19 protein-coding genes are annotated in these 26,383 nt (G+C 63.6%); 13 read left to right on the forward strand and 6 right to left on the reverse strand.

All coding sequences use genetic code 11. From position 1 onward, the window contains the following. The first annotated feature begins 27 nt into the window (after positions 1-27). From HNR24_RS01495 to der, 9 genes are all read left to right on the forward strand, one after another. Positions 28-2,007 carry an AMP-binding protein gene (locus HNR24_RS01495; RefSeq protein WP_182494794.1) on the forward strand — a complete coding sequence of 660 codons (1,980 nt, stop codon included), beginning with the start codon at positions 28-30 and terminating at the stop codon, positions 2,005-2,007. 103 nt (positions 2,008-2,110) lie between these two features. Then, the gene (locus HNR24_RS01500) at positions 2,111-2,758 is read left to right on the forward strand and encodes a trimeric intracellular cation channel family protein (protein WP_182494795.1); all 648 of its coding nucleotides are present in this window, start codon (positions 2,111-2,113) and stop codon (positions 2,756-2,758) included. 313 nt (positions 2,759-3,071) lie between these two features. Then, on the forward strand, positions 3,072-3,908 hold the full coding sequence (locus tag HNR24_RS01505) for a ParA family protein (RefSeq protein WP_246310681.1): 837 nt from the start codon (positions 3,072-3,074) through the stop codon (positions 3,906-3,908). Further along, entirely contained in the window at positions 3,908-4,822 is a 915-nt protein-coding gene (locus HNR24_RS01510; RefSeq protein WP_310735363.1) for a segregation and condensation protein A, read from the forward strand. The genes HNR24_RS01505 and HNR24_RS01510 overlap by 1 nt, the downstream gene beginning before the upstream one ends. Further along, positions 4,815-5,390, forward strand: a complete 576-nt coding sequence (scpB, locus tag HNR24_RS01515) for an SMC-Scp complex subunit ScpB (RefSeq protein ID WP_182494796.1) — start codon at positions 4,815-4,817, stop codon at positions 5,388-5,390. Before HNR24_RS01510 ends, scpB begins: the two co-directional genes overlap by 8 nt. Before the next feature lie 40 nt (positions 5,391-5,430). Beyond that, complete coding sequence (locus HNR24_RS01520) at positions 5,431-6,468, forward strand: pseudouridine synthase (protein WP_259392386.1); 1,038 nt, start codon at positions 5,431-5,433, stop codon at positions 6,466-6,468. Then, positions 6,465-7,631 (forward strand): prephenate dehydrogenase, encoded by a 1,167-nt coding sequence (locus HNR24_RS01525; protein ID WP_058888911.1) that lies wholly within the window; start codon positions 6,465-6,467, stop codon positions 7,629-7,631. Before HNR24_RS01520 ends, HNR24_RS01525 begins: the two co-directional genes overlap by 4 nt. Beyond that, positions 7,610-8,347, forward strand: coding sequence for a (d)CMP kinase (cmk, locus tag HNR24_RS01530; protein WP_182494798.1), 738 nt, complete (start codon positions 7,610-7,612; stop codon positions 8,345-8,347). The genes HNR24_RS01525 and cmk overlap by 22 nt, the downstream gene beginning before the upstream one ends. Positions 8,348-8,375: 28 nt before the next feature. Then, a complete protein-coding gene (der, locus tag HNR24_RS01535) occupies positions 8,376-9,872 on the forward strand; it encodes a ribosome biogenesis GTPase Der (protein WP_375139286.1) in 1,497 nt (498 codons plus the stop codon). A gap of 112 nt (positions 9,873-9,984) precedes the next feature. Here der and HNR24_RS01540 read toward each other — a convergent pair whose 3' ends face one another. From HNR24_RS01540 to HNR24_RS01555, 4 genes are all read right to left on the reverse strand, one after another. Further along, positions 9,985-11,295 carry a serine hydrolase gene (locus HNR24_RS01540; RefSeq protein WP_182494799.1) on the reverse strand — a complete coding sequence of 437 codons (1,311 nt, stop codon included), beginning with the start codon at positions 11,293-11,295 and terminating at the stop codon, positions 9,985-9,987. A 139-nt stretch (positions 11,296-11,434) separates the two neighbouring features. Then, entirely contained in the window at positions 11,435-11,965 is a 531-nt protein-coding gene (locus tag HNR24_RS01545; protein WP_182494800.1) for an acyl-CoA thioesterase, read from the reverse strand. A 117-nt stretch (positions 11,966-12,082) separates the two neighbouring features. Then, positions 12,083-12,898, reverse strand: coding sequence for an ABC transporter permease (locus HNR24_RS01550; RefSeq protein ID WP_182494801.1), 816 nt, complete (start codon positions 12,896-12,898; stop codon positions 12,083-12,085). Continuing rightward, the gene (locus tag HNR24_RS01555; protein ID WP_058888916.1) at positions 12,895-13,899 is read right to left on the reverse strand and encodes an ATP-binding cassette domain-containing protein; all 1,005 of its coding nucleotides are present in this window, start codon (positions 13,897-13,899) and stop codon (positions 12,895-12,897) included. Before HNR24_RS01555 ends, HNR24_RS01550 begins: the two co-directional genes overlap by 4 nt. Before the next feature lie 274 nt (positions 13,900-14,173). Between HNR24_RS01555 and HNR24_RS01560 the strand changes: the two genes are divergently transcribed. The 4 genes from HNR24_RS01560 to HNR24_RS01575 all read left to right on the forward strand — a co-directional run bounded on the left by HNR24_RS01560 (position 14,174) and on the right by HNR24_RS01575 (position 20,232). After that, positions 14,174-15,817: an ABC transporter substrate-binding protein gene (locus HNR24_RS01560; protein WP_083504890.1), complete on the forward strand. Its 1,644-nt coding sequence runs from the start codon at positions 14,174-14,176 to the stop codon at positions 15,815-15,817. A 148-nt stretch (positions 15,818-15,965) separates the two neighbouring features. Continuing rightward, a complete protein-coding gene (locus HNR24_RS01565; protein WP_182494802.1) occupies positions 15,966-16,181 on the forward strand; it encodes a hypothetical protein in 216 nt (71 codons plus the stop codon). 656 nt (positions 16,182-16,837) lie between these two features. Then, a complete protein-coding gene (locus tag HNR24_RS01570) occupies positions 16,838-18,289 on the forward strand; it encodes an ATP-binding protein (protein ID WP_182494803.1) in 1,452 nt (483 codons plus the stop codon). Then, on the forward strand, positions 18,286-20,232 hold the full coding sequence (locus HNR24_RS01575) for a Druantia anti-phage system protein DruA (protein ID WP_220477140.1): 1,947 nt from the start codon (positions 18,286-18,288) through the stop codon (positions 20,230-20,232). The genes HNR24_RS01570 and HNR24_RS01575 overlap by 4 nt, the downstream gene beginning before the upstream one ends. Before the next feature lie 30 nt (positions 20,233-20,262). Here HNR24_RS01575 and HNR24_RS01580 read toward each other — a convergent pair whose 3' ends face one another. Both HNR24_RS01580 and HNR24_RS01585 read right to left on the reverse strand, forming a co-directional pair. Next, entirely contained in the window at positions 20,263-25,818 is a 5,556-nt protein-coding gene (locus HNR24_RS01580) for a DEAD/DEAH box helicase family protein (RefSeq protein ID WP_182494804.1), read from the reverse strand. Beyond that, a complete protein-coding gene (locus HNR24_RS01585; protein WP_182494805.1) occupies positions 25,808-26,161 on the reverse strand; it encodes a hypothetical protein in 354 nt (117 codons plus the stop codon). Before HNR24_RS01585 ends, HNR24_RS01580 begins: the two co-directional genes overlap by 11 nt. Positions 26,162-26,383 lie beyond the last annotated feature (222 nt).

Consider the following 26,383-nt stretch of genomic DNA (forward strand, 5'->3'; position numbering starts at 1 on the left):
TCCCCGCCGATGAGCAGGAGCACTCCCATGACCGGTCCGTCCTACCGCGAGCTGCACGCACGTTCATTGGCTCAGCGTGAAGAGTTCTGGCTCGCCGCCGCAGAGCAGGTCCATTGGGACCGGGAGCCCCTGCGAGCGGTCGATGACTCAGCGGCACCGATCTACCGCTGGTTCCCCGAGGCAGAGCTGAACCTGAGCTACAACTGTCTGGACCGCCATGTGCAGGCCGGGCGTGGTGATCAGACCGCGCTGATCTATGACTCCGCAGTCACCGGAACCGTGCGCAGCTACAGCTACACCGAGCTGACCCACGAGGTGGCCCAGTGCGCCGGGATGCTCCGCGAGCTGGGGGTGGCGGCGGGGGACCGGGTCATCATCTACCTGCCGATGATCCCGCAGGCACCCATTGCGATGCTCGCCTGCGCGCGGATCGGGGCGGTGCACTCAGTGGTCTTCGGCGGATTCGCTGCGAAGGAGCTGGCCTCCCGGATCGACGACGCCTCACCCGACGTCGTGCTGACCGCCACCGGAGGGATCGAGCCCACCCGCAAGGTGGAGTACCTGCCCACCGTGGACGAGGCGCTGCGCCTGGCCTCCCATCAGGTCCGGCACGTGGTGGTGCAGGCCCGCGAGGGCTTCGCCCACAGCCGCGAGGAGTTCGCGGCCGGCTCGAACGCGAGCGCAAGCGCCATCTCGAACACCGGCTCGAACACCGACCCGAACACCGACGCCAGCGTCACTTCTCCGGCGGACTGGCACGACTGGGCCGGGCTGTCCGCCCGGGCCGAGCCCGCCGCGCCGGTCGTGGTGCGCGCCACCGACCCGCTCTACATCCTCTACACCTCCGGGACCACCGGGCGGCCCAAGGGCGTGGTCCGGGATCAGGGAGGCACCGCCGTCGCGCTGACCTGGTCGATGCAGGCCATCTACGACGTCGGCCCGGGGGAGACCATGCTCACCGCCTCCGACGTCGGATGGGTGGTCGGGCACTCGTTCATCGTCTATGGGCCGCTGCTGGTCGGGGCCACCACGGTGCTCTACGAGGGCAAGCCGGTGGGCACCCCCGATGCCGGCGCGTTCTGGCGGATGATCCAGCAGCACCGGATCACCGCGCTGTTCACCGCTCCCACCGCCCTGCGCGCGATCCGCAAGACCGACCCGGAGGCGGCCCTGGTGGCTGACTATGACATCTCCTCGCTGCGTCATCTCTATGCTGCGGGGGAGCGGCTGGACCCGGTCACCCAGCGCTGGATCACCGATGCGCTGGGAGTCCCGGTGATCGACAACTGGTGGCAGACCGAGACCGGCTGGCCGATCGCGGCGAATCCGGTCGGGATCGAGGCGCTCCCGGTGAAGGAAGGCTCCGCCACGGTCCCGATGGCCGGCTACGACGTGGTGATCCTCGACGCCGCCGGGGAGGAGCTCCCGGCGGGGCAGGAGGGCAACATCGCGCTACGCCTGCCCATGCCCCCGGGCACCCTGCCCACCCTGTGGGGAGATGACCAGCGCTACATCGACTCCTACCTCGCAGCCTTTCCCGGTTTCTACACCACCGGGGACTCCGGGTACCTGGATGCAGACGGCTATCTCTTCGTCATGGGTCGCACCGATGACGTGATCAACGTGGCTGGACACCGGCTCTCGGCCGGGGCCATCGAAGCGGTCGTCGCTTCCCATCCCGCGGTGGCCGAATGCGCGGTGATCGGGCTGCAGGACGAGCTCAAGGGGCAGCGCGCCTCCGGGTTCGTGGTGCTCAAGTCCGGCCGCACCGATGACCCCAAGACGCTGCAGTCCGAGCTGACCGAGCTGGTGCGCCGAGACATCGGCCCGGTGGCCGATTTCAAAACGGTGGCGGTGGTCGCCGCGCTGCCGAAGACCCGTTCGGGCAAGATCCTGCGCAAGACGATGCGCCAGATCGCCGACGGCGAGCAGGCGCGGGTGCCTTCCACCATCGAGGACGCCTCGGTGCTTGAGGACCTGATCCCGGTGCTGCGCCCCCGGCGGTAGGCTTGTCCGCGGCGCTCGATCGTGCGTCGAAGAAGTCCCGCCGCGCTCGAGCGCCGCGGACCTGTCACGCGCAGCCGCTCACCGGCTGGCGCAGGGGGAGAGTATGGACCTCGCGCTGTTGGCTGTGGAGCTGCTGGGCACCTTCGCCTTCGCCGTCTCCGGTGCGCTGCTCGCTGCTCGCAAGGGATTCGACGTGGTCGGCTCGCTGCTGCTGGCCTCGATGGCGGGCCTGGGCGGGGGTGTGACCCGGGACATCATCATCGGGGAGGGCACCCCGGCCGCGTTCTCACAGCCGATCTACCTGGCCCCGGTGCTGGTGGCGGTGGTCCTGGTGCTCACCGGGCTGCTCCATGAGACCCGACTCCGGCGGACGCTGCTGGTCTTCGACGCCGTAGGACTCTCGCTGTTCTGCCTCACCGGCACAGTGATCGCGTATAATGCCGGGCTCAACGAGATCGCCTGCGTGCTGCTCGGGGTCACCACCGCCGTGGGTGGCGGGGCGATGCGCGACGTGGTGGCCAACGAGACCCCGCAGATCTTCAACCCGCGCGGTGTGTATGCGGTGCCTGCGATGTTCGGTGCCGGGCTGATGGTCATCGTGCTCAGCTACGAGCTGCCGCTGATCTGGGCCGGCCTGGTGGTCTCCAGCCTGGTCTTCGCACTGCGCATGATCTCGCTCAAGCGTGGCTGGCGGGTGCCGCTGGCCGGGCGCCGGTCCGGCCGCGCCGCCACCGGCGACGGCGGGACCTGAGTCCCCAAGCAGGTGCGCGTGACTCCGCAGACGGGTGCGCCTGAGTCCCGAAGCGGGGCGTCTGAACGGTTCAGCTGCGCGGCCGTCGCCCACCCGCCCGGGGCCGGCGCGAACCTTCGAGTGCTACTTGGCCTGCGCATCTTGCCTCGATGATCACACGGGGTAACCTGGATAAGTTGCTGTCCGCAGGAGGAAGTTGAGGAATCACGTGATCGAGCCGGGTGCCCGGATGGGCGAAACGCCTGACCGGGAAGGCAGCGAGTCGAGCAGCGAGCAGCCGACCGAACTCTTCACCATCTACGGCGACGCGATCATGGGCCCCACGGGCCGGCCCAAGCATGAGTTCGCCGATCCGGCTCCGCTGAGCAGCCACGGCCCCGCTCGCGTGATCGCCATGGTCAACCAGAAGGGCGGAGTGGGCAAGACCACCTCCGCGATCAACCTCGGCGCCGCGCTCGCCGAATACGGCCGCCGCGTGCTGATGGTGGACTTCGACCCGCAGGGTGCGCTCTCCGCGGGATTCGGCACCAGCCCCCATGAGCTGGAGACCACCGTCTACAACGTGCTCATGGAGCGCGAGGTCACGACCCGCGACGCGATCGTCTCCACCCATGTGGAGAACGTCGATCTGCTCCCCGCCAACATCGACCTCTCCGCCGCAGAGGTCCAGCTGGTCAACGAGGTGGCCCGGGAGCAGGTCCTGGACCGCGCGCTGCGCCAGGTCCGCAACGACTACGACGTCATCATCATCGACTGCCAGCCCTCGCTGGGGCTGCTCACGGTCAACGCCCTGACCGCGGCGCACGGCGTGGTGATCCCGCTGGAGGCGGAGTACTTCGCGCTGCGCGCCGTCGCGCTGCTGGTGGACACCATCGAGAAGGTCCAGGACCGGCTGAACCCGGACCTGGAGATCGACGGCGTGGTGGTCACCATGGTGGACCTGCGCACCCTGCATGCCCGCGAGGTGATCGCCAGGATCGTCGAGGCCTTCGGTGAGAAGGTCTTCGAAACGGTGATCAAACGCTCCGTGAAGTTCCCCGACGCCACCGTCGCCGCCGAACCGATCACCGCCTACGCCCGCAAGCACGAGGGCGCCAAGGCCTACCGGCAGCTGGCCCGTGAGCTGATCCTCCGAGGTGGTTCGCCCTAGTGGCGGACCCGGCAGCAGGCGCCGCGGCGCTCATCGATGCCGAAGCAGCCGCGGGTCCGGAGGGCGCCGCGGCAGATGCCGGGCCTGAGGCCAGCGCCACGGGGTTCACGGTCTCCCTGGAGAACTTCGACGGACCCTTCGACCTGCTGCTCGGGCTGATCGCCAAGCGCGAGATGGACGTCACCGCGGTCGCGATCTCCGCGGTCACCGATGAGTTCATCAGCTATGTGCGGGGACTCTCGCATCACCAGGCGCTGGATGAGTCCTCGAACTTCATCCTGGTGGCGGCCACCTTATTGGACCTCAAGGCCGCCCAGCTGCTGCCCGGCGGGGAGGTCGAGTCCGAGGAGGACATCGCCGCCCTGGAGGCCCGTGACCTGCTCTTCGCAAGGCTGCTGCAATACCGGGCGTTCAAGCACATCGCCGGGCATATCGCCGAGCAGATCCAGACGCACTCGGACCGGTTCCCCCGTCAGCCCGGCACCCACCCGGAACTGACCCGGCTGCTCCCGGAGCTGGTCTTCAAGACCACCCCGGAGGATCTGAAGGTCATCGCCGAGCATGCCTTCGCCCGGCCGGAGATGGAACCGGACCACATCCGGTTCGAGCATCTGCACTCCCACGCGGTGGACATCCGAGCTGAGATGGCGGTCATGACCGCCCTGCTGCGCGAGGCCGGCGAACTGAGCTTCACCGAGCTGATCCGTGAGGCCGAGAGCCGGCTCGTCGTCGTCGTCCGGTTCCTGGGTCTGCTGGAGCTCTACCGCGACCGCGACGTCAGCTTCGAGCAGGAGGCGCCGCTGGGGGAGCTGCGCGTGATCTGGTCCGGGCCCGCCACCGGAAGCATCGCGGCGCTGGATCGGGCCGCGGCGGAATGGGCAGAGCCAGAGAAGGAGAACCCCGAGAGTGGCTGAGCCGATCAGCGAGGACCTGCTCGCCGCCGCCGAGGCGGTGCTGATGATCACCGAGGAGCCGGTCTCCGCGGTGGAACTCGCACAAGTGCTCGAGATCCCCGAACACCAGGTCATCGCGGTGCTCGACGCGCTGCGACTGGACATCGACGGGATCAGCGAGGGATCCCGGCGTCGCGGCTATGAGCTGCGCGAGATCGCCGGAGGGTACCGCTACTACTCGCGGGCCGACTACGCCGAGCAGGTCTCCGCCTTCGTCCTGGGCGGGGCCACCACCCGGCTCTCCCAGGCCGCGCTGGAGACTCTGGCGGTGATCGCCTACCGGCAGCCGGTGGCACGTTCCCAGGTGGCCGCGATCCGCGGCGTCAACGTTGATTCGGTCGTGCGCACCCTGGTCACCCGCGGTCTGGTGGACACCGCAGGCACCGATCCGCTCACCGGCGCCACGCTGTATGTGACCACCGCTGACCTGCTGGAAAGGCTCGGGATCAACTCCGTGCAGGAGCTTCCGCAGCTCTCCCCGCACCTGCCGGGGATCGAGGCAGCAGGGGAGCTCGAGGGCGAAAGCTGAGTGGCGTTCCGGATTGGACACTCCCCATAGAATGGAGACCATGAAATCTTCGGGCCCAGACCGCCGCGCGCGCGAGGCGCAGCGGCGCGAGCCGCGTGCAGCCACCGCAGCCCGCACCCCGAAGGCCGGTCAGACCGGGGGACCGTTCTCCTCCGAGGACCCGCAGCGGATGATCTCCACCGGTCCTCGCCGCGCCAAGCCGCGCCGGGACGAGGCCGAGGAGAACTTCGCCGAAGTCCACGACCCCGAGGGCGTGCGGCTGCAGAAGGTCCTCGCCCAGGCAGGGGTCGCCTCCCGCCGGGTCTGCGAGGCGCTGATCTCCGAGGGCCGGGTCGCCGTGGACGGCAAGGTCATCATCGAACCCGGCATCCGGGTGCAGCCCGAGAAGGTCGCCATCCACGTGGACGGCGTGCGGATACAGCTCAGCGTGGAACATCAGTATGTGATGTTCAACAAGCCCGCAGGCGTGGTCACCACCATGTCGGATCCCCACGGCCGCCCCTGCATCAATGACTACCTCACCGAGGAGATGAAGGCCGCCCGGCTCTTCCACGTCGGCCGGCTCGACGCCGAGACCGAAGGACTGCTGCTGCTCACCAACGACGGCGAGCTGGCCAACAGGCTCACCCACCCCTCCTACGAGGTGCCCAAGACCTACGTGGTCGAGGTCGCCGGGCCGGTGTTCAAAGAGGTCGGCAAGAAGCTGCGCGCCGGGATCGAGCTCGAGGACGGGCCGATCGCGGTGGATGACTACCGGCAGCTGGGCAGCGACGGCCGGCGCACCATGATCCAGGTGACCCTGCACTCCGGGCGCAACCGGATCGTGCGCCGGATCTTCGACCACGTCGGCCACCCGGTGCTGCGCTTGGTGCGCACCGCCCTGGGCGAGATCACCATCGGAGACCAGCAGCAGGGCACCGTGCGCCCGCTGGGCCGACTCGAGCTGGGCCACCTGCTCGAGCTGACCAGCCGGGATGTGCCCGGCAGCTCCGGCGACGACTCCCGCCACGGTGATGTCGGCGGCTCCCGCCACGGTGATGTCGGCGGCTCCCGCCACGGTGAGGGCGGTCCGCGATGAACCTGCTCGCCGCCACCCCGGCCAGCGTGCGCCAGACCCCGACCGTGCTGATCCGCGGCACCGGTCTGCTCGGGGCCAGCATCGGGCTGGGCCTGCGCGCCGATGGGCACAAGGTGCTGCTCTCTGACCCCTCACCCACCGCCCAGGCCATCGCCGCGGACATCGGTGCCGGCACGTTGCTCGAGCGGACCTCCGCGCAGACCACCCCGGAGATCGTCATCGTCGCGGCGCCCCCGGAGGCCACCGCCGGGGAGGTCGCGGCCGCCCTGGTGCGTTTCCCAGAGGCCGTGGTGCTCGACATCGCCTCCACCAAGGCCGAGATCCTGAACCATCTGCTGCTCCTGGCCCAGGACGAGGACGCCGCGCTCACCCGCGCCGACCTGACCCGCTACGTGGGCACCCACCCGATGGCGGGCCGCGAGAAGTCCGGGCCGGTGGCCGCGCGCGGTGAGCTCTTCACCTCCATGCCCTGGGTGATCTGTCCTGCGACGGACCCCAGCTCTGGGGACCAGCTCTCCGCCCCGGCGGCCGTGGAATGGGCCGAGGAGATCGGACGTCGACTCGGGGCGACCGTGCACCGGATGGATCCGGTGCGACACGACGAGTCGGTGGCGCTGATCTCGCACCTGCCGCAGATCGCTGCCTCACTGGTGGCCTCGCGGCTCCAGGACGCGCCGGTCTCCGCGCTGGCGCTGGCCGGCAACGGTCTGCGCGACGTCACCCGGATCGCCGCCTCGGACCCGGGACTCTGGGTGCAGATCCTCTCCTCCAACGCGCGCCCGGTGGTGGAGATCCTCTACGGCCTGCGCGAGGACATGGAACGGCTGATCGGTACGCTGGAGGACCCGCGTGCCGCCGGTGGTCAGGCCGACATCGCGCAGCTGATCGCCGAGGGCAACTCCGGGGTCACCCGGGTGCCTGGCAAGCACGGCGCCCCGCCGCAGTCCTTCGCGGTGCTCACCGTGATCGTCGACGACAAGCCAGGCCAGATCGCGGCTGTGCTCAACGATGTGGCCAGCATCGGGGTCAACGTGGAAGACCTGCGCATGGAACACTCCGCCGGCCACCAGGTCGGCATGGTGGAGCTCTCGGTGCTCCCCGGACGGCGAGACGAGCTCGCCGAAGCCATGACTGAACTTGGATGGAAGGTAGTGCTCTCGTGAGTCAAGAACAGCGCCTGATCATCGCGGTGGACGGACCCTCAGGGTCCGGAAAGTCCAGCGTCTGCCGCGCCGTGGCTCGACAGCTCGGCGCCGCCTATCTGGACACCGGGGCGATGTACCGCGCCGCCACCTGGTACTGCCTGGCCCAGGGGGTGGACCTCGACGACGAGCAGGCCGTCGCCGTCGCCGTGGAGGAGGTGCCGCTGACCATCTCCACCGACCCCGAGCACCAGGTCATCACCGTGGGACAGAGCGACGTCACCGCCGCGATCCGGGAGACCCGGATCTCGGAGCGGGTCTCCGAGATCGCGACCAACCGGCCTGCCCGGGCGCTGCTGATCGCCGCCCAGCGTCGGATCATCGACGACGCCGGCTTCATCGTCGCCGAGGGCCGAGACATCACCACCGTGGTGGCCCCCGACGCGCAGGTGCGCGTGCTGCTCACCGCCTCCGCCGAGGCACGGCTGCGCCGCCGCGGCCTCCAGCTGGGCGGCACCGAGACCGCCGAGGCGCTGCGCCGCCAGGTGATCGACCGCGACACCCGCGACTCCACCGCATCGAACTTCACCGAGGCAGCCGACGGCGTCGCCGTGCTGGACTCCTCGGACCTGACCTTTCAGGAGACCATCGACGCGCTGATCCAGCGTGTGGAACAGGTCTCCGATGAACCCCTCTCGATCCCATCTGCAGGAGCATCCCGTGGCGAATCACGCTGAGAACAATCCCTCCGACTCCCCGGAATACATTCCGAGCGTGGAGGACGATCGACTGGCCGAACGTCTGGCCTCGATCACCGAGGAGGAGGCCGAGGCGCGTGCCGCGGCGCTGCGCGCCGGGCTCTCCGACTACGAGCTGGCCGAAGAAGACGCCGCCGTCCTGGAGTTCGACGAGGACGATGAGGACTACGAGCCCTATGTCGCGGCTCCACCGGCGCTGGCCGTGATCGGTCGCCCCAACGTGGGCAAGTCCACGCTGGTCAACCGGATCACCCGCTCCAAGGAGGCCGTGGTCGAAGACGTGCCCGGGGTGACCCGGGACCGGGTTTCCTACGAGGCGGAGTGGAACGGCAAGGACTTCACCCTGGTCGACACCGGCGGCTGGGAGCAGGACGCCCGCGGCATGCACAAGCGGGTGGCCGAACAGGCCGAGATGGCCGTGGACGAGGCCGACGCGGTGATCTTCGTCGTCGACGGACTGGTCGGGGCCACCGCCGTGGACGAGGCCGTGGTGCGGATGCTACGGCGCAAGAAGAAGCCGGTGCTGCTGGTGGCGAACAAGGTCGATGCCCCGGCGCATATGAGCGAGGTCTACGGTCTGTGGAACCTCGGACTCGGGGAGCCCTACCCGGTCTCCGCGCTGCACGGCACCGGAACCGGTGACCTGCTCGACGCCGCCGTGAAGGCGCTGCCTGAGTTCGCCGAGCACGGCGGCATGATCCCGGCTGGCGGACCGCGCCGGGTGGCACTGGTGGGACGGCCCAATGTGGGCAAGTCCTCGCTGCTGAACAAGCTGGCCGGATCCGAGCGTGTGGTCGTGGACTCCGTGGCCGGCACCACCATGGACCCCGTGGATGAGTTCATCGAGCTCGGCGGGGAGACCTGGCGCTTCGTGGACACCGCGGGCATCCGACGTCGCCAGCATATGGCCTCGGGCTCCGAGTACTACGCGATGCTGCGCACCCAGCGGGCGCTGGACAAGGCCGAGGTCGCCGTGGTCCTGCTCTCAGTGGAGGAGCCGGTCTCGGAACAGGATGTTCGCATCATCCAGATGGCGGTGGACTCCGGCCGGGCCCTGGTCGTGGCGTACAACAAGTGGGACCTGATGGATGAGGAGCGCCGCTACTACCTGGAGCGCGAAGTCACCCGAGACCTGGCGCACATCTCCTGGGCCCCGCGGGTCAACGTCTCCGCGCTGACCGGTTGGCACAAGGACAAGCTCGCCCCCGCCCTGGACACCGCGCTGACCAGCTGGGGACGGCGGATCTCCACGGGTCGGCTCAACGCGTTCCTCGGCGAGCTCGTGGCGGCCCACCCGCACCCGGTCCGCGGCGGCAAGCAGCCCAGGATCCTCTTCGCCACCCAGCCCTCCACCAAGCCCCCGCGCTTCGTGCTCTTCACCACCGGGTTCCTGGACCCGGGCTACCGGCGCTACATCACGCGTCGGCTGCGTGAGACCTTCGACTTCACCGGCTCCCCGATCGAGGTCTCCATGCGGGTGCGCGAGAAGCGCAAGCGCAAGTAGGCCGCAACGGCTCACCGGGACGGGCCGGACTGGTCCGGCACGCCCCGGCGGTCCGGCACGGCCCGGGCCTGCCCGTTCCGGGGCGCGGCGCTGGTCATTCCTTGCTGGCGGTTCAGTACAGGGCGGCCTCGATGTCGCGAGTGATGGCGCTGATCGCGTTCCAGTCTGAGCCCTCGGACATGATGCTCAGCACGTAGGTGCCCTGCGGGTGGCGCACGATCGCGGTGTCGTTGAGGTAGCCGTCGATGAAGCCGACCTTGTTCAGCACCGAGCCGGCGCTTCCCGCGCCGATGCCCTCGCGGAAGATGTTGGACTCCAGAGCCCCGAGCAGACGCGAGCGGCTCTCCGGGCTGAGGTTCAGCGCACCAGACTCCAGAGCGGTCATGAACGCGGTGAGGTCATTGGCGGAGGTGCGCGCGTAGGCCGGGATGAAGTCCGTGGCCGGGCCGCCGGTCTCGGCGGCGATATCGCGCAGCCCCTCCCAGCCGATCTCCTCACGGAAGACGTCTGCGCAGGGGTTGTCGCTGACCGAGATCATCTCGTTCAGGCAGGTGGCGCGATCGCGTCCGCCGTCGATCGGGTCGTCCCAGTCCATCTCTGAAGATTCCACCCGGCTGAGGATCCCGTAGGCGACGAAGACCTTATAGGTGCTGGCGCTGACCCGAGATTCTGCACCCGCCGCGGAACCTGTCCGGGCCTGACCGCCGAGCTCCGCCACGCTGATCGAGATGTCCCCGGGGTGGTGCTCGGCGAGCTGCTCCAGGTAATGGTCGAGGTCCCCGGCGAAGACGGGAGCGTCCGAGGAGGTCCCAGGCCGCGTCTGCTCGGGCTCCTGCGGGGCCGGCTCCTCAGGGATCGGAGCGTCCGGGGCGGGGGTGTCCTCGGTGGGCGCTTCGGCTTCGGAATCCTCCTCGCGCTCGGCGGCTGCTTCCTCCTCGGCCTGGGCCGCCTCCTCGGCGGCCTGGTCTTCAAGGCGCTGCCGCTCGAGCTCGGCCTCCGCCTGGGCCTGCTCCTGCTCGAGTCGTTCCTCTTCGGCGGCGAGCTGCGCCAGATGTTCCTGGTGGGCGGCTTCCAGGTCGGAGGCGCCTTCGGCCACCGCCTCGCGTTGGGTCTCCCGGACGTTGCTCACCTCCGCCGCCAGTGCAGGCAGGGGTGCGACGGCGTCATCCTCCCCGGGTCCACCGGTGTTCTGTTCTGCCCCGCCCTGTTCTCGCTCAGCTGTTATGGCCTGGCCGTTGTTCGTCGCGAAGGCGGGCGCAGCGTGGGACTCGCCGTTGCCCGCCGGGGCGGGATGAAAGACGGCAGGGCTGCAAGCGGTCATCAGCAGCGCGGCAGCCGCAAGCCCCAGGACTCGGAACGCGTGCTTGCGCCGAGGGGGCGTGCCTGCCGAGCCGCGAGGGGGAAGGTGTTCGCGGGGAAGCATGGGGTAGATCGTAACCAGGCATGGCCATCTGATCTGGGATTTCCGTGGTCAGGCTCAGGTCACGATTGGGCAAACTGTCGTTGACCGGGTCCCTGCGCACAGCACCTGCGCCTCGGAGCCGGAGCCCGGTCGCCTCGGGTCAGGCCCCGCGGAAGGGTGATTGATCTTGGTGTGCCGCCGCCTGTTCGCGCTGCTGGGTGCTCAGCCGCAGCAGCCGGTGGGCCTCGGTGTCGAAGAAGGCCAGCTGCGTCTCGGCGATCACGCAGCGGGTTCCGTCCACGCCGTCGCGGATCTCGTAGGCCAGGGTCAGACCGGCGCCCTTGAGCTGGGTCACCCAGACATCGATCTGCGCCGGGACATCGCGGTACTCGAGGCTCGCGAGGTAGCGCACCCGATGTTCGATCACCAGCGCCTGCGCGTGGCGGGGCAGCTCGTTGAACAGCGGAGCCAAGGGTTCCCCGACGGGGCTGCCGGTATGCGCCGGGGCCCCGAAGGCCCGGATCCGGGCCTCTTCGAGCAGGCGCAGCACCTCGACGTTGTTGATATGCCCGTAGGCGTCCATATCACCCCAGCGCAGCGGCACCTGGGTCCGCAGCCGCACACCGCTCGGGTCAGCCCGGGCGCCGGCGGGTTCCGGAGGTGCGTTGGTGGTCAGCGGAGACTTCGCCATGCAGACCAGCCTAACCGAGCGTTTTACCGGAGGTTATGTGGTCTACCGGGCTCTCGGCAGCGCTGGTGAACCACGGAGCGCCCGGTAAAACGCGAGTGGGGGGAGGGGGCGCAGGGCTCAGCCCCGGGAGACGCGACCGAGAAGCGCCCCGAAGGCCAGGGTGAAGCTCAGCGTCCCGACGATCGCGATCGCCAGCAGCCCGGGCCAGAGATCCGCCCAGATCCAGCCCTCGGAGAGCAGTGAGCGCAGCGTGGCCAGCAGAGACGTGATCGGGTTGTAGTCCGCGATCGCGGCCAGCCACCCGGTCAGCGCCTCCAACGGGAGGAAGGACGTGGTCAGGAAGGCGAAGGGGAAGAACAGCAGGAACGAGGAGTTCACCGCAGCGGGGCTTCCGGTGCGCAGCGCGATGGCGTAGGGGAAACCCGTGAAGGCCAGGCCCCAGAGCCCGCCGATGAGCACGAATGCCAAGGCGCCGGTGAGTCCCGTGGCGAACTCGACCCCGACCAGGAAGCCGAGGATCAGCACCGGCACGCACAGCGCCATCACCAGGACCAGGTCGGCGACCATGAGCCCCAGCAGCAGTGCCGAGCGGCTCATCGGGGTCAGCAGCAGCCGGTCGAAGTAGCCGCTGCTGATGTCGTTGACCAGGTCGCTGGCTCGGGAGACGCCGGTGACCGCGAAGACGATCGCCACCGGCAGCTGGAAGGCCCGGAAGTCAGCCACCCCGATGCCCTCGGCCACCGATTCCAGGGCTCCGATGTTCACCACGAAGAAGAACAGCGGGATGATCAGCGCCGGGATGACCGCGGCGGGATCTCTCGGAATCGCGCGCAGGGCTCGGTGCGCGACGGAGGTGAGATCGCGCAGGAACCCGGCGCTCTTGGGTTCGATCCGGGCGGGCGCGGTCGTGGTCGCGGTCGGGGAGGAGGTCACTGCAGCTCCTTGGTGCTCTGCGGGGCGGAGGCGCTGGCCATGAACGCGCTGGAGTCGGAGATGTGCTCACCGGTCACGGAGAGGAAGACGTCATCGAGCGAGGGTCGGCGCAGTGAGAGCTCGATGACCTCGACATCGGGAGCCTGGGCCAGCGCGACCGCAATCGGGCTGATGGACGAGGGGCCGTCGGAGACGCTCAAGGTCAGCGAGGGCCCGTTGGTCTCGATACGTTCCACCAGCTCCAGAGACTCCAGCGCCCGCGCCGCGGTGGCTGGATCCCCGGCGACCGAGACGACGACGACGTCGGTGCCGATGGTCCGCTTCAGCTGGGCCGGCGTGCCCTCAGCCACCAGTCGGCCCTTATTGATGATGCCGACGCGGTCCGCCAGCTCATCGGCCTCCTCGAGGTATTGGGTGGTGAGGAAGACGGTCATGCCGAGCTCCTGGTTCAGCCGCCCCACCTCCTGCCAGACCTTCGCCCGGCTCACCGGATCCAAACCGGTGGTGGGTTCATCCAGGAAGAGGACCTCGGGGTCGTGGACCAGAGCCAGAGCGAGATCCAGACGTCGCTTCATCCCGCCGGAGTAGGTGCCGATGCGTCGGTCCAGGGCGGCCCCGATGTCTACCAGCTCGGTCAGCTGGTCCACTCGAGCTTTGGTGGCCTTCGCAGAGAGGCCGTAGAAGCGTCCCTGCAGGGGGAGCATCTCGGACCCGGTCTGCTTATCGTCCAGAGCCGCCTCCTGGAGGGCGACCCCGGCGCGCAGCCGGACCTCACCGGGCTGGGACTCGACGTCGTAGCCTGCCACGGTGGCGTGACCAGACGACGGTGTGAGCAGAGTGCACAGGATCCGGGTCAGTGTGGACTTCCCGGCGCCGTTGGGTCCGAGGAAGCCGTAGATCTCCCCGGCCTTGACCTCAAGACTCACTCCGTCCACGGCGGAGAGGTCTCCGAAGCGGCGCACCACCGTGTCCGCCCTGATAGCAATCTGATTTGAGGGCATGCCGGTTCCCTTCGGGATTCGACGCTGCGGGTGCCGGGTGTCGAAGCATGGGCTCGGCACGGAGTCTCGCGCTGAGACAAGGATAGAAGCGCCGGTGAGTGCGGGCAATACTCCTTCGGCTTCAGCCTTTCATGCAGGTCACAAGCCGAGGCTGTGACCGAGAGGCAGAATTGCCGCTTGAAATTGTTGCACGGTATGACCCTATACTTGGTGTGATCTGTATCACCAAGATACAAATTCGCATCAGCTGTATCAGGGAAAAGGCGTGCAGACTATGACACAGCAGAAGAGAAGCCCATGGTCCCGATCAGGCGTGGTGGGGTTGCTGGCAGCAGGGTCGCTGCTGGCCACCAGCTGCGGCGGGGGCGATGCCGGGGAGGACGACGGCGCTGACGCCGCCGATCGCAATGCGGCGGCCATGGAGGACTTTGCGGTCGGAGACAGCTTCGTGGCCACCGAGCCGCTGGAGCTCTCCGTGCTCTACCGCAACAACCCGGACCACGGGTTGGACCAGGACTGGATGTTCTTCGACCACCTGGAGGAGAACCACAACGTGTCGCTGTCCATCGTGGACGCGCCGCTGAGTGACTTCGAGCAGCGCCGATCCCTGGTCATCGGGGCTGGGGACATGCCGGACTTCGTTCCGGTGACCTATCCCGGTCAGGAGGTGCCGTATATCTCCGGAGGCGCCCTCCTGCCGGTCAGTGACTACTTGGAACACATGCCGCACTTCACCGAGAAGCTCGACGCCTGGGATCTGCGGGAGGACTACGAGGCGCTCTACCAGGAGGATGGGAAGGCCTACATCCTGCCGGGACTGCTGGAGGATCCCTTCCAGCACTTCTCCCTCGTGGTCCGGGGCGATATCTGGGACGAGATGGGCTTCGAGGAGCCCGAGACCTGGGAAGAGTTCGCCGATCAGCTGCGTGAGGTCAAGGAGGAATACCCGGATGCGGTCCCGTACTCGGACCGCTGGGAGCTGCAGAGCACCTTGAACTTCGCCTCGGCGAACTTCAACACCGTCGCCGGCTGGGGCTATGGCGACGGCATCTACTTCGACCATGAGGCCGAGGAGTTCATCTACGCCGGGGCCTCGGAGGAGTACCGCGAGCTCCTGGAGTTCTTCGCCGGACTCCTCGACGAGGGTCTGATGGACTCAGAGACGCTGACCCAGGATGATCGCACGGCCGAGCAGAAGTTCTCCGCCGGGAGCTCGCTGGCGATCGCCGGAAACGACGAGTCCACCCAGATCTACACCCGCGGCTTCGAGGAGCTGGGCACCGAAGGCGCCGAGGCGCGGCTGATTCCCATTCCTGGCGGTGAGGACGGTGACTTCGTGCACAGCGGGGCACGTTTCGACAGCGGACTCGCCATCTCCTCCTCGGTCGCCGAGGATGATGACTTCCTGGCCAAGCTGCAGTTCATCGACTGGCTGTACTACTCGGACGAGGGCCTGGAGTTCGCCACCTGGGGTGTGGAGGGTGAGACCTACACGGTCGGCGAGAACGGCGAGCGGGAGCTGGATCCCAACATCGATCTCAACAGCCTGAACCCGGAAGCGGAGGAGCACCTGGTGCGTGACTACGGCTTCTCGAACCAGCCGTTCCTGCACGCCGTGGGCTCCACGACTGACCTGGTCCACTCCACCTTCCGCCCGCACGTGGTCGAGTGGCAGGAGAAGATGCACGACAAGGAGGAGCTGCCGGTGACGCCGCCGTATCCGTTCACGGATCTGGAGCTGGAGCAGGCGGGTCTGCTGCAGACCACGCTGACCGACCACGTGCAGACGGCGTCGGCGCAGTTCATCCTGGGGCAGCGGTCCTTCGATGACTGGGATGCCTACGTCGCCGAGCTGGAGAACCTGAACATGCAGCAGCTCGTGGACCTGGCGAACGACGCCTACGAACGCGCGCAGTGACCTCGCGTTCTACCGGGGTCTGCGTGAATCATCTGACCTCTGGTCTGTCCGATAACTCGCAAAGGCATCGGTAGAACGAGTCATTCTTCAAGCTATGCCACCTCTTCTGGACTATGCCAGGTGCGTCCCGGCATCACAGACTGACGTGGTGGAGGAAAGAACTCCAAAAAAACCTGTCTATGTCATGGTCCAAGGAATGCCGATCGGGACGTTCATCGGTCGCGTTTCCTTCGACAACTTAGCACTACGTATCGGCGTAGGGATGGCCCTCGGGGTCGCCTTCACGGCCATGTTCGATCCTACGGGCAAGGCCAAAGGACAGGCTGACCCCGATCCGGACGACACAGACCATACCAACAACTAGCCCACACCCGGCGGAGGAGGCCGGGGCCACCGGGGAGGGCTTCAGAAAGCGGATTCTCGGCCTAAACTCGGGATCGTCAACCGCTGGGATCTGTGCATGAAGAAGCTCCCTGAACCGTGGGTTCAGGGAGCTTCTTCATGTATTGAGGCAATATTGTCGGGCCAACGTAGTCACAAGCGAACAGAGTGTAGAGCAAGTCAAAAGAGGCGCACGCTTCATTTAATGAGATCGACAGCCGAACAGCCTGCACCAATGAGCCAGGAGGGAGCGCGATCTCCGCGGAAGCGCCCCCCTTGAGCATTGACACCCGAAGACATCGACCACCTCGTTGCTGACTACCGAACAGGTCTGTCCCTGTCCGAACTCACAACCAAGTACCGTTTTCACCGTGTCGTCAACCTAAGGTACACAAGCCAATCTGGCGTGCATCGAAAGGCGTAGGGTGAGAGTAGCCCGCAGGCACTGACCGAGATGACTCAACTATATGAGTCAAGCACCGGCGACATCGGCCGCGAGGTCGGGTTCACGACCAACACCGTGCGCAGAGAACTGAAAGCGCCGGAGTGACGCCAGGACTAACGCGCCATATCCACACGCACCGGGGATCGAACACCTACTCTAGAGGGAGTAGTCACAGCACGAGCTAAGGATCGACCATGCATACCGGCACTGAGGAGTCTGGGGACCTACTTGTTCCTGCAAATTTTCTTCGAGCAGTCCGGGAGTCGGGTTACCTCAGCATCAGCACTGCACTAGCCGAACTCATCGACAACTCGATCGAAGCCGCAGCATCGGCCATAAGCATCACGATAGCGCGACACTCGGCAGAGTCGATGCCGGAAATCTCCGTGGAGGATAACGGCAGAGGGATGTCAGAAGCCGAACTGAAGGCATGCTTACGTTTTGGCGGCTCTTCTCGGTTTAACGCACGAGATTCCCTTGGCCGATTTGGAATGGGGCTGCCTGCTGCCAGCCTGAGCCAGGCTAGGCGTATCGAGGTCGTTTCCTGGCAAGGAAGCGGCCCCGAAGCCCGGGTCGTACTAGACGTCGACGCCGTAGTCTCCGGCGCCCAGGTCGGACTGAACGTGGAACGTAGTGGTCAAAACCTCACGCCCTCGGGGTGCAAAGTGCGATGGGAGCATTGTGACCGAATCGAATATCAGCGGCTGGGGTGGCTCGAGCGTGTGTTGCGCCGGGACTTGGGACGGATGTTTCGTCGCTTTCTTTGGTCAGGTACGAACATAACCATCAATGGCGAGCCTGTTATACCTGTGGATCCGATGATGCTCACAGATGAAGCTGAAGGGGCGCGCGCGCAACTCGCCTGTGACCCTATGGAATTTGCTATCGAGAAGGAGGACGGCAAACGTTCCATTGTGACAGTTCGCTTCGCGTCCCTACCAGTGGCTGCATGGCACCACCTCGATAACGCGACGAAGCGCAAGATTGGAGTTATCGGAAAGGCTGGTGTTTCTATTTTGCGGGGAGGGCGGGAGATCGCGAACGGATGGCACCTCATGGGATCGAAGCGCAAGGAGAACTATGACGACTGGTGGCGCTGCGAGATTGAATTTGAACCGCAACTTGACGAGCAGTTCGGCATCACGATCAACAAGCAAGGGGTCCGACCTTCGAGTAAACTGCGCCACGCGCTAGAACCTGAGCTTGAAGCTATTGCCCGCCTGCTGAACAACCGAGTCCGGCGGTCCTTCGAAGAAGCGAAGATTCGAGCCGCTACGGAAGCAGCATGCTCTATCGCTGCCGCAGCAGATCGCGACCTTCCTCTCCTCGCGCTCAACGAGCAAACCGGACCGATGCTCTATAGAATCGAAGCCCAAGTCCTGCCCATGGACACGATGTTCCGGACGGATTTGGATGGCAGGACGATTACGCTGGTCCTGAACTCCGACCATCCCGTGTTTGAGGCTCTCTACTTGCCGCTCCAAAAGCTTGCAGAGGCCGGTTCCAGCAACCTTCGGACCTCTGTCGAACTTTTGCTTCTCGCACTAGCGAGAAGCGTGATTCAACAACGGCAGTCGGGTCAAGACCTCGACGCACTCCTGGATACGTGGAGCGGCACCTACCAGCGTATGCTTCAACGGACATGATTTCCGAGAAATCCAATGCTGTTCGCCTGACCCTTCCGGCAATTGCTGACCCAACGGAACACCAAGATTTCCGTAGGCTCTGCACTCTCTTCGACGAGGCCGAAGTCGATCCGGAGGTGGTGCTAGATCATGACTACTGGACCTCACGTGCAGGAATACAGGACCTTTATGACCGTCCTCTTCTGGACGCTGCGGCCCGTGTACTCATCGACCTTGTAGACCAAGGTTGGTCTGTCCAAACCGACGAAAGCCAGGTGTTCGTCCTGCCACCGGTCGAGCAAGCGAACCGTGAGGACGAAAAGGCGCGAGTTCGCAAACAAGAGCACCTCCGGCGAGATGCCCAACTCCGCCAATCGAGCGTCCGACGGTTCGTTCGGAAAATGGAAAGTCCCCGGGACCACCGAGGGGAACTCATATCGATCTTCAGCGTGATGCGCGATGGTGGGGAACTGGCAGATTCCTTAAAACGTGATGATGGCAGTGGCCAGAGCATCCAGCCCTACGTTCAGGTCGTCGATACTACAACCTACTGCGAGTACACCGGGTTAAGGCTTCACGACATGTGGCGCTACTTCCGTCATACCTGGGCAAATGCCTATGCAACAGTCCCTGGCCGTTCCATGCCCATCCTGATTCGTGACGCTGCCACGAAGCACCACGCGGTGATCGGCCTCGCCGCGATTTCCAGCCCTATTGTCCAAATCGCAGAACGTGACAAGTGGATCGGATGGGATACCAAGCAATTTGTCGCCGAGATCGCCGCAGACCCGAGTGAGAAAGTAGCACGTTGGCTGAAGGCCAGAATGCAACTGCAACTTGATGAGATCTACGTCGATGACCTACTTCGTGAAGGTGTTATTGACCTGGTGGAATTTACCCACCCAAACCCGGGTACAGTCTCACGGTTGCGGGCAGACGCTGAACGTCATCGACTCAAGCACCACCAGGGCGGGCGAGTGCGTGTAATTCGCCGCATTGAACCAGCTTCATGGGCAGATCGAGCCGAGACAGACCTCTTCCGATCTAAACGCGCGTCATTACTAGCGGAAACCCTAGAGATCCGTTCAGAGCTTGAACCTTACCTGTGGAGTGATGACCCTGTTGCCGGATTAAAACATGCACTCGAAGCGGCCAAGTCTCGCAAGCATATTGGCAGGCTGGTGCGTCGAGCCCGCGGGGAACGAGTCGGCACTGTAATCGCTGACCTAACTGTTTGTGGCGCTGTGGCTCCATACAACGCGCTGGCGGCCGGAAAACTAGTCGGAGCCCTCGCTGTTTCACCTCCGGTCCTGGCCGCGTACAAAGCAAAGTATGAAAGACCGAGTGAGATAGCCTCGGCGACGGCAGGACGACCAATTGTTCGAGAGTCCCGTCTTGCGTTCGTCGGCACCACCTCTCTCTACGGCTCTGGATCAAGTCAGTACAATCGTCTCTTCTGGCCTGCCGCCCTTATGGGGGGATCCGAGGATGAACGGCTGGGCTACCAACGACTGGGACGATCCCTGTCATTTGGAACATCGCATTTTTCACCGGAGACTGTCGCTGCTCTAGTAAGAGCAGCGGAGCTGAGCCATGGACGCGTACGAGTGAACGGTCTCTTCGGGGAAGGAGTCAGTCCCCGCCTAAGAAAGGTCCGTCTAGGACTTGCGGCACTGGCGTGGCCCGCCAATGAATTGCTGAAGCACGGGCGAGAGCGAATCCTCTATGGAGTTCCGGTGGTGCGAAACCTTCGGGAGTATTCCCTCGGTCTTGACCCTGAACCGGACTATCTTTTTGATGTCGAAGATACTGGCGCTGAGCAGAAGATAGGAGAGTGGTGGGTGAGCCGGTGGGGTAGTAGACGTCTCGAGCAAGAGCGTGTCATAGGCTCCATGCGCCAAAGCACACTCACTCGGCCAGTGCAGCATGGTGCCCGTGTCGCGCTACCTGCCGAAACGTTCTGATCCCAGGTACCAAGCTCCGGGCGAGACGGTCTACTTCACGAGCTGCAGCACTTTGTTCACCGCCGCAGGCAGGTTACGTGTCACCATCATGTCGTCAATGGAATGTACTTGAAAGTGGTTCCGTGCTTCGAACAATTCTTCGTTCGGCGGTACGTCGAGTGTCAGTGGACTCTGTATGTAGAAGAGAACCGTTCGACCTTCGGCGGTAACTACAAGTGGAGCGAGAATTGAATTTCCTCCGGGTAGTTTCACTGAGTCGTATTTAGCGAACTCGAGATTGGGTAGCTCCCGGCTCTGCAGATCGGCGAGCAGCATATCCAGTGCCTTCTCCTCCCTCGCTTTACTAATCGAAGGTTGAGTCCCATCCAGTGCGTATCGCAGCAAGGCTGCTCCGACTTCGCGGTCTAGTAATCCATGCTCAAACCGATTACGGAAACTACGCAGACAGCGATAACAAGAAGAGTCGCAGCCTGCCGGGCAGTTCTCAAGACGCTCAAGCGCTGTCCGATATATTGCCTCCTCATGCTGATGTACCCGCCGGGTGAATCCAGCACCACCGTCCAAGGTGTCATACATGTAGATCTCAGCTTCGAGCCCATGGCGTCCACCCGGGGTCAACGCCGGACGGAACTCTGCCTGCAGTTCGTTCGCATCAATATCAAGCGTCTGGGTCGCAGCGAGTGTTACTGCCTCTGCCACAGTTCTGAGTGCAACTTGGGTCGATAGAAGGTCCGGCTGAAGTGTAAGCGGCCGCTCCACTTTCAGACGTATCAACAGCACATCAGTGATGAAGTCTGTACCTAAGACCAGACCCTTAGTGGTGAACTTGCCGGCGCAGTGAGGATTCTTCTCGTCTGGATAGGGCTTCGGATGAGATCCCACAACTATGCCAGACGCACCGTGTGTGGGCTCAATCACACCACAACTCGTGCAATAGTTGTACCCCTCACTTCGAGGGCCGGTATTGGCGACAAGCAGAGTATCGCGATGATATGCCTGCTCGAGGCGCTCCGTTAGTCCTGTCCATGCTTGCTTTCCAGGCCCCTCAGCAACCAACTTAGCCCGCGTGGCGTAACTTGCGGCAGGTGTGTCGTCAGGGCTGGTGCCTGGTTCGTCACTCACGCGGTGAGCAAAACCTGTAGGGCGCAGCCAGGGCATCCCTGGTCCGAACTTCTCCTCGGCACCACAAGCTTCACACTCTTCGTACTTACCACGACGTTCTGGTTGATAATCGAAGTACTTGGCGTAATGGCAGACCTGGCATTCGAAGTACAGGGCTCGTTGAGCCCAAGCCTGGTCAAGTTCCTTACGCACGGGGGCGTACAGTGCCCCCGACACCCACTCTTTGCCATCGATCCAAACGGTTTTGCCAGGTGCGTACTGACTGAGTGCCCTGGGCAGGCCTTGCGACGGCTCGTACTTGAACTCGGCCCGGAACGGCTGCGACTTCTCCCGATCGAAAACGTGGAAAGACACAACATCTGTTGGGAATGCGTAGCGCGGCAACACTCCTTTGTAAAGCAATCGATCCAGCAGATTTCTTTGACTACGTCGCTCGGTGGGGAGATCGTCCGCGGTCTCGGGAGTGCTTATCTCCTCATCCCCGTGCACATCCGTCGAAACATCGCTTTCCCTACGAACAGAGAATTTACCCTCCTTGTCAATGGGTAGAGCCCTGTCGATCTCTTTTAGAGTCTGCTCCACAATGCCATCCAGAAGCTGAAACCTGTTCTCTTCGGAAAGTTCGGAAGGCAGCCAGTCGTCGATTTCCTTATGGAGAATACTTTCCTTCTCAACAAGCCAATTCTCGAAACCGTTCCTCGTTAGGTCCGCAGTCGTTCCCACGAAGTCTCGCACCGTACCAAGTACCGCGAACAACTGCGGTTGTTCCTCCGGCTTGATGCTCGGGAGTTGATCCTGGTGATACCGCTGCAGTAAATAGGCGGTGATGTGACGCCGGGCAATTTCCTCGTTATTGAGTGTCAGTGAAGGGTCATCCACGTCCCCTCGAATCATCTCTTTGGGGTTGCGGAAATAGTGGTCATCATGTGTATCGGCGCTTCCGAAAGAGAGCACCGTAGCCACTGCGTTGCCTCGACGCCCAGCGCGACCTGCTCTCTGCTGATAGTTCGCCCGAGACGGCGGCATGTTGCGAAGAGCCACCCCCGACAAACTACCAATATCGATACCGACTTCCATGGTAGTAGTGCAGGACAACACATCGATTGCAGCTCGGGGCTGTTCACCGGGGCGCGGCAATCCCACGTTGATGTCCTGGAAGAGCAGTTCGTATTCTTCTGCTTGAGAAAAAACGGCATCAGCCTGTGCTGCATTCAACTGCGCTGTGTGCTCTGCAGCCAGAATGCTCATAATTGGCTTACCAGACGTTTCGAGCGCACGCTCAGCACTCGCGCGGTAGTAGCCTTTGCGAGCCCGAAATACAGGATCGGTCGGGGGGTCGAGCAGCCGAATTCGATCCTCGCCGCAACTCACGCAAGTGTCTAAGCCCGGAAATGGTCGCTGAGTAGAACGACACCGTTCGCAGTACCCCCACTTTCCGTCCAGGTCCAACGCAAGGTTGCGGGCAAGCATCCGGTACTTGGCATCTGATGTTTGCTCGCAGAACATTTCGAGAAGGACAGGGAGCCATTGATCGTTAAAATCCCTCTTGGCGCCTACCTTGTTGAGCAGCCGCTCGAAGGGCCGGAACATTCCCTTGTGTGATTTCACACCACCACGCTGTTCTATTGAATCAGCGGTCATCGCGCCAAACCAAATGCCGGGTACCGTCCACTGACTAAGCCATAGTCGGAGAAGCGCAAGACGAGACTCATCGTTTTCAGCAAGTCCGTGGATCGGTGGGAGTTTCTCCAGCAACCGCTTGGTGAGCGATGGGCGTTCGCGTAGCGACGCGAGTCCTAGGGAAGCAAGTCCGTAATGCCTGTCGGTCAATGCGGAGTACATCGCCCGAAGCAAGGACTGTGGGGGAGGCGCACTGAATTCCAGCAGTTCCTCGAGAGCATCTTCATCCCCATCCAAGGCACCATCGTGAAGGAGCCGTGCCACATCGCGCAGCGACTCAAGCGACTCCTGCTGTCGCAGTTCAGGCCGGAGGCGCACCTTCAAGCGGCTAGCACCGATAACCACCGCAAGGTATAAACGCTCCAGGTGCAAGGTGCGACTGCGCTTCTGCGCTAATTCTGTCCAGCCTCTAATAATTAGAGGGCGAATAGCATCTCGCATAGAGTAAGTCTGAAGGTTCGGCGCCAGCCGTGCAGCCACCTGACGTGAGTCAGAAAATACCAGTGCTTTTCGGCCGCGCAACGGTGCAAAATCCGAATAAGGCGCACTTGGAGGCTGGACCTCGATTTGACGGGAGATAAGAGCCTGGAACGGCTGGTCACCTTTAGTCTGATGATCCTGAACCGAGCTCCGCCCGAAAATGGGTCTTCCTTTACAGACTGCACAGGGCACAAACTCTCCCTTAGCCTCGAAAGCGTTTCCCTCAGCGTCGTCGTCATTATCTGAACTGACTAATTCACCACTCCGCAGTTTCGGCAAATAAACAGTTCGGACTCTCTCCGGATCCTGCTCATTCTCATTCACGATGCTGCCTGTCACTAGGTCGAGTTCCTTGACCACGTAGTCGGCATCCGGGGATGGGTCTTCCAGTAGGAGATCTAGAGCGTCCAGTTCGGGCGCGGACTCGATTGCGCTCCGAAAGGCCGCTCCCGGTTCGTGCCATAAGAAGGTCGGCGCGTCCAGACTATCCGTATAACCGCGGGCATATGAGGACCCGCAGTGCCTGCAGGTGTAGTACTCAAATACGCGGGCTCCGCAATCACAGGAAGCTCGAGGCTGAGCAAATAGCTTACCGATCGGCTTCTTTTCGGTCTGGTCGCCACGCTCTTCGCAGTCCTGGTCCAAGCACGCCCATAGACCGGGCAATCCCCGGAAGAAGGCATGTACCCGGCATGGCAGCAATCCAGCAGCATCCGATGATTCGCGTGCTGCGCTTCCCAAGCTCACGAGGGCCGTGACTGCGCGATCGGCTATGTGCGCTTCAACGCCGGGGAAGACCGCTTGGCCCAGTTCGTGCACTGGCTGCGCGTGTTTCATGGTTTCGTTGATAAGCAAATTCATCGGCCCATAAGAGCTCAGTGCCTGATAGAGAAGAAGGCTAGGCGGTTGATCCTGCTCTTGAACCCCTCGGTTACTGAGGAACCCCGACAGTGCGGTAATCCGTACCGAGTCGTCCTCGGCTTCGTAAAATTCCTCGAGTGAGACGGAAGCCAGCAATTCGGCCTCGCTTGGTGTCCCAGCGACTGCGGCATCCCGCCAAGCTAGGTCGCTAGTTACTGTCTCGAAGTCGGCGGTGTCTTTGCCCGACAGTTGCGCTGCGAAAGCTTTAGCATACTCCGGGTCAGAAAAACTGGCGCTGGTCGTGATGACCTGCATACGCTCTGGAGGTATCTTCAATCTGGAGCGCAAACGCCGCAAAAGTAGTCCCACTTCTGCGCCCGCGGCCCCTCGATATAGGTGTGCCTCATCCACGACGAGCAAGAACTTCTCTTCGGGGTTGTCGGCCAACCACTGCCGCGTATGGTCGAAAACTGGACGCTCCAACGGACGCATCAACATGTACTCCAACATGGAATAGTTAGTGACGAGGGCGTCCGGTGGCGTGTCAAGCACCTCGTGGCGCGTAAGAAGTTCGGGATCGCCTGGCAAGGTAACCGCGCGCAAGAACTTCCTGGTCTTCGGATCCTGCCACCAAGAGCCGCTCTTGCCATACCATGCCTTGAGGTCAGGCTTTGCAGGCCACTTTCCCCGAGCTTTGAGTTCCTGCATCAGTTTCTTGGCCTGCTCGTGCCCAGTTGCTTTAGGGTCTGAAGCGCGCTCGATTAGGAGCACATAAAAGTCTTCGATCGAGCTCAACCTGTAACTATCCTTCTTTGGGCTTCGCACGCCAGGATAGAGAGTCCGGCTTGTATACCGCGCGAACCGCGCGGGGCGTCCGGCCCATTGGTGAAATTGTCCTGTGACGCGCTTATCCCCCATCAGCAGTCGAAGTCGACCCAGCTGGTCGTTCACTAGCGCGTTCATCGGATACAGGATGAGAGCGCGAACGGCGGGCGCTTCAAAGGAGCGTGGTCGATGAGCCGCCTCGGTAGCTAACTTCGCCAGCATCGGCATCAAGAACGACTCGGTTTTGCCGGAACCAGTACCAGTGGTGATGGCCAGGCTCTTGCCCCGGCGGCTTGCCTGTTGCAACGCCTCAGCCTGGTGTGTGTAAGGCGGGTTGTAGAGGAGGCGATTAAGCCCTTCACCCTGTTGGGTCAACTGCGTAAAAAGCTCCAGAATTGCCGGGTCTAGATCCAGGTCCTCGAAGCGTCGATTCGCCTGGTACCGCGGGGTGCTTTCAATGTAAGGAGCTTTGAACAGTACCCCTTCCTGGCGGAGTAGCTTCTGCCGCTGATCGACAATCTGAGGATGGCCGATGTGATATGTCGCCTCGATATAATCACGCAAGGCAGCCTGAATATCCTCTATGGTCTCCGCTATAGTCGGGGTCTCAGTCGCCATTCGTCGTCTCCTCGGGAATCATCCACAGCATCTCGATCAAGAAAGCTTCTGTCCGTTCTACAACATTAGGTGGTACTTCAAAAGAGAATAAGGCTCCGGGCGACTTATCTCGGGACTTCCCAACCAACCCCAGGTAGCGCTCCGCAAAACCGGGAAGCGGAGAGAAGAAATCCAGTACAAAGTTGCTAGTCGCAGAGTCGTCGTGCACACGGAACCTTTGCGGTGCTCCCGAAAGAGAGTCCAGAGCCGCTTGAAAGCGCCATGCCTCATCACGTCCAGGTGCAAGCGGATCGTGTACCGGAAGATCCAGGACCCTCTCAGGAGTACCGATTTCCACACTCATGATGCACCATAGGTCTGCGCCATACTGTTGTGGTCTTCGCGCCAGGAAAGTGCCGGTGTCTTGAGGTGTGGGTGATCGCCAGCGACCGCTGTAGTAGGTCACGTCAGTTTTGTCGGCAAGGATCCTAACGTGCTTGAGGTCGCCAGCTCGTGGCGCCGATCCCAAAGGTTCAGAGAAGCGCGCGGCAAACGTCTCGGGAGCCTCTGCTCTAGGCGCAGAAAT

The organism is Nesterenkonia sandarakina, from assembly GCF_014138825.1.
GTDB lineage: Bacteria > Actinomycetota > Actinomycetes > Actinomycetales > Micrococcaceae > Nesterenkonia > Nesterenkonia sandarakina.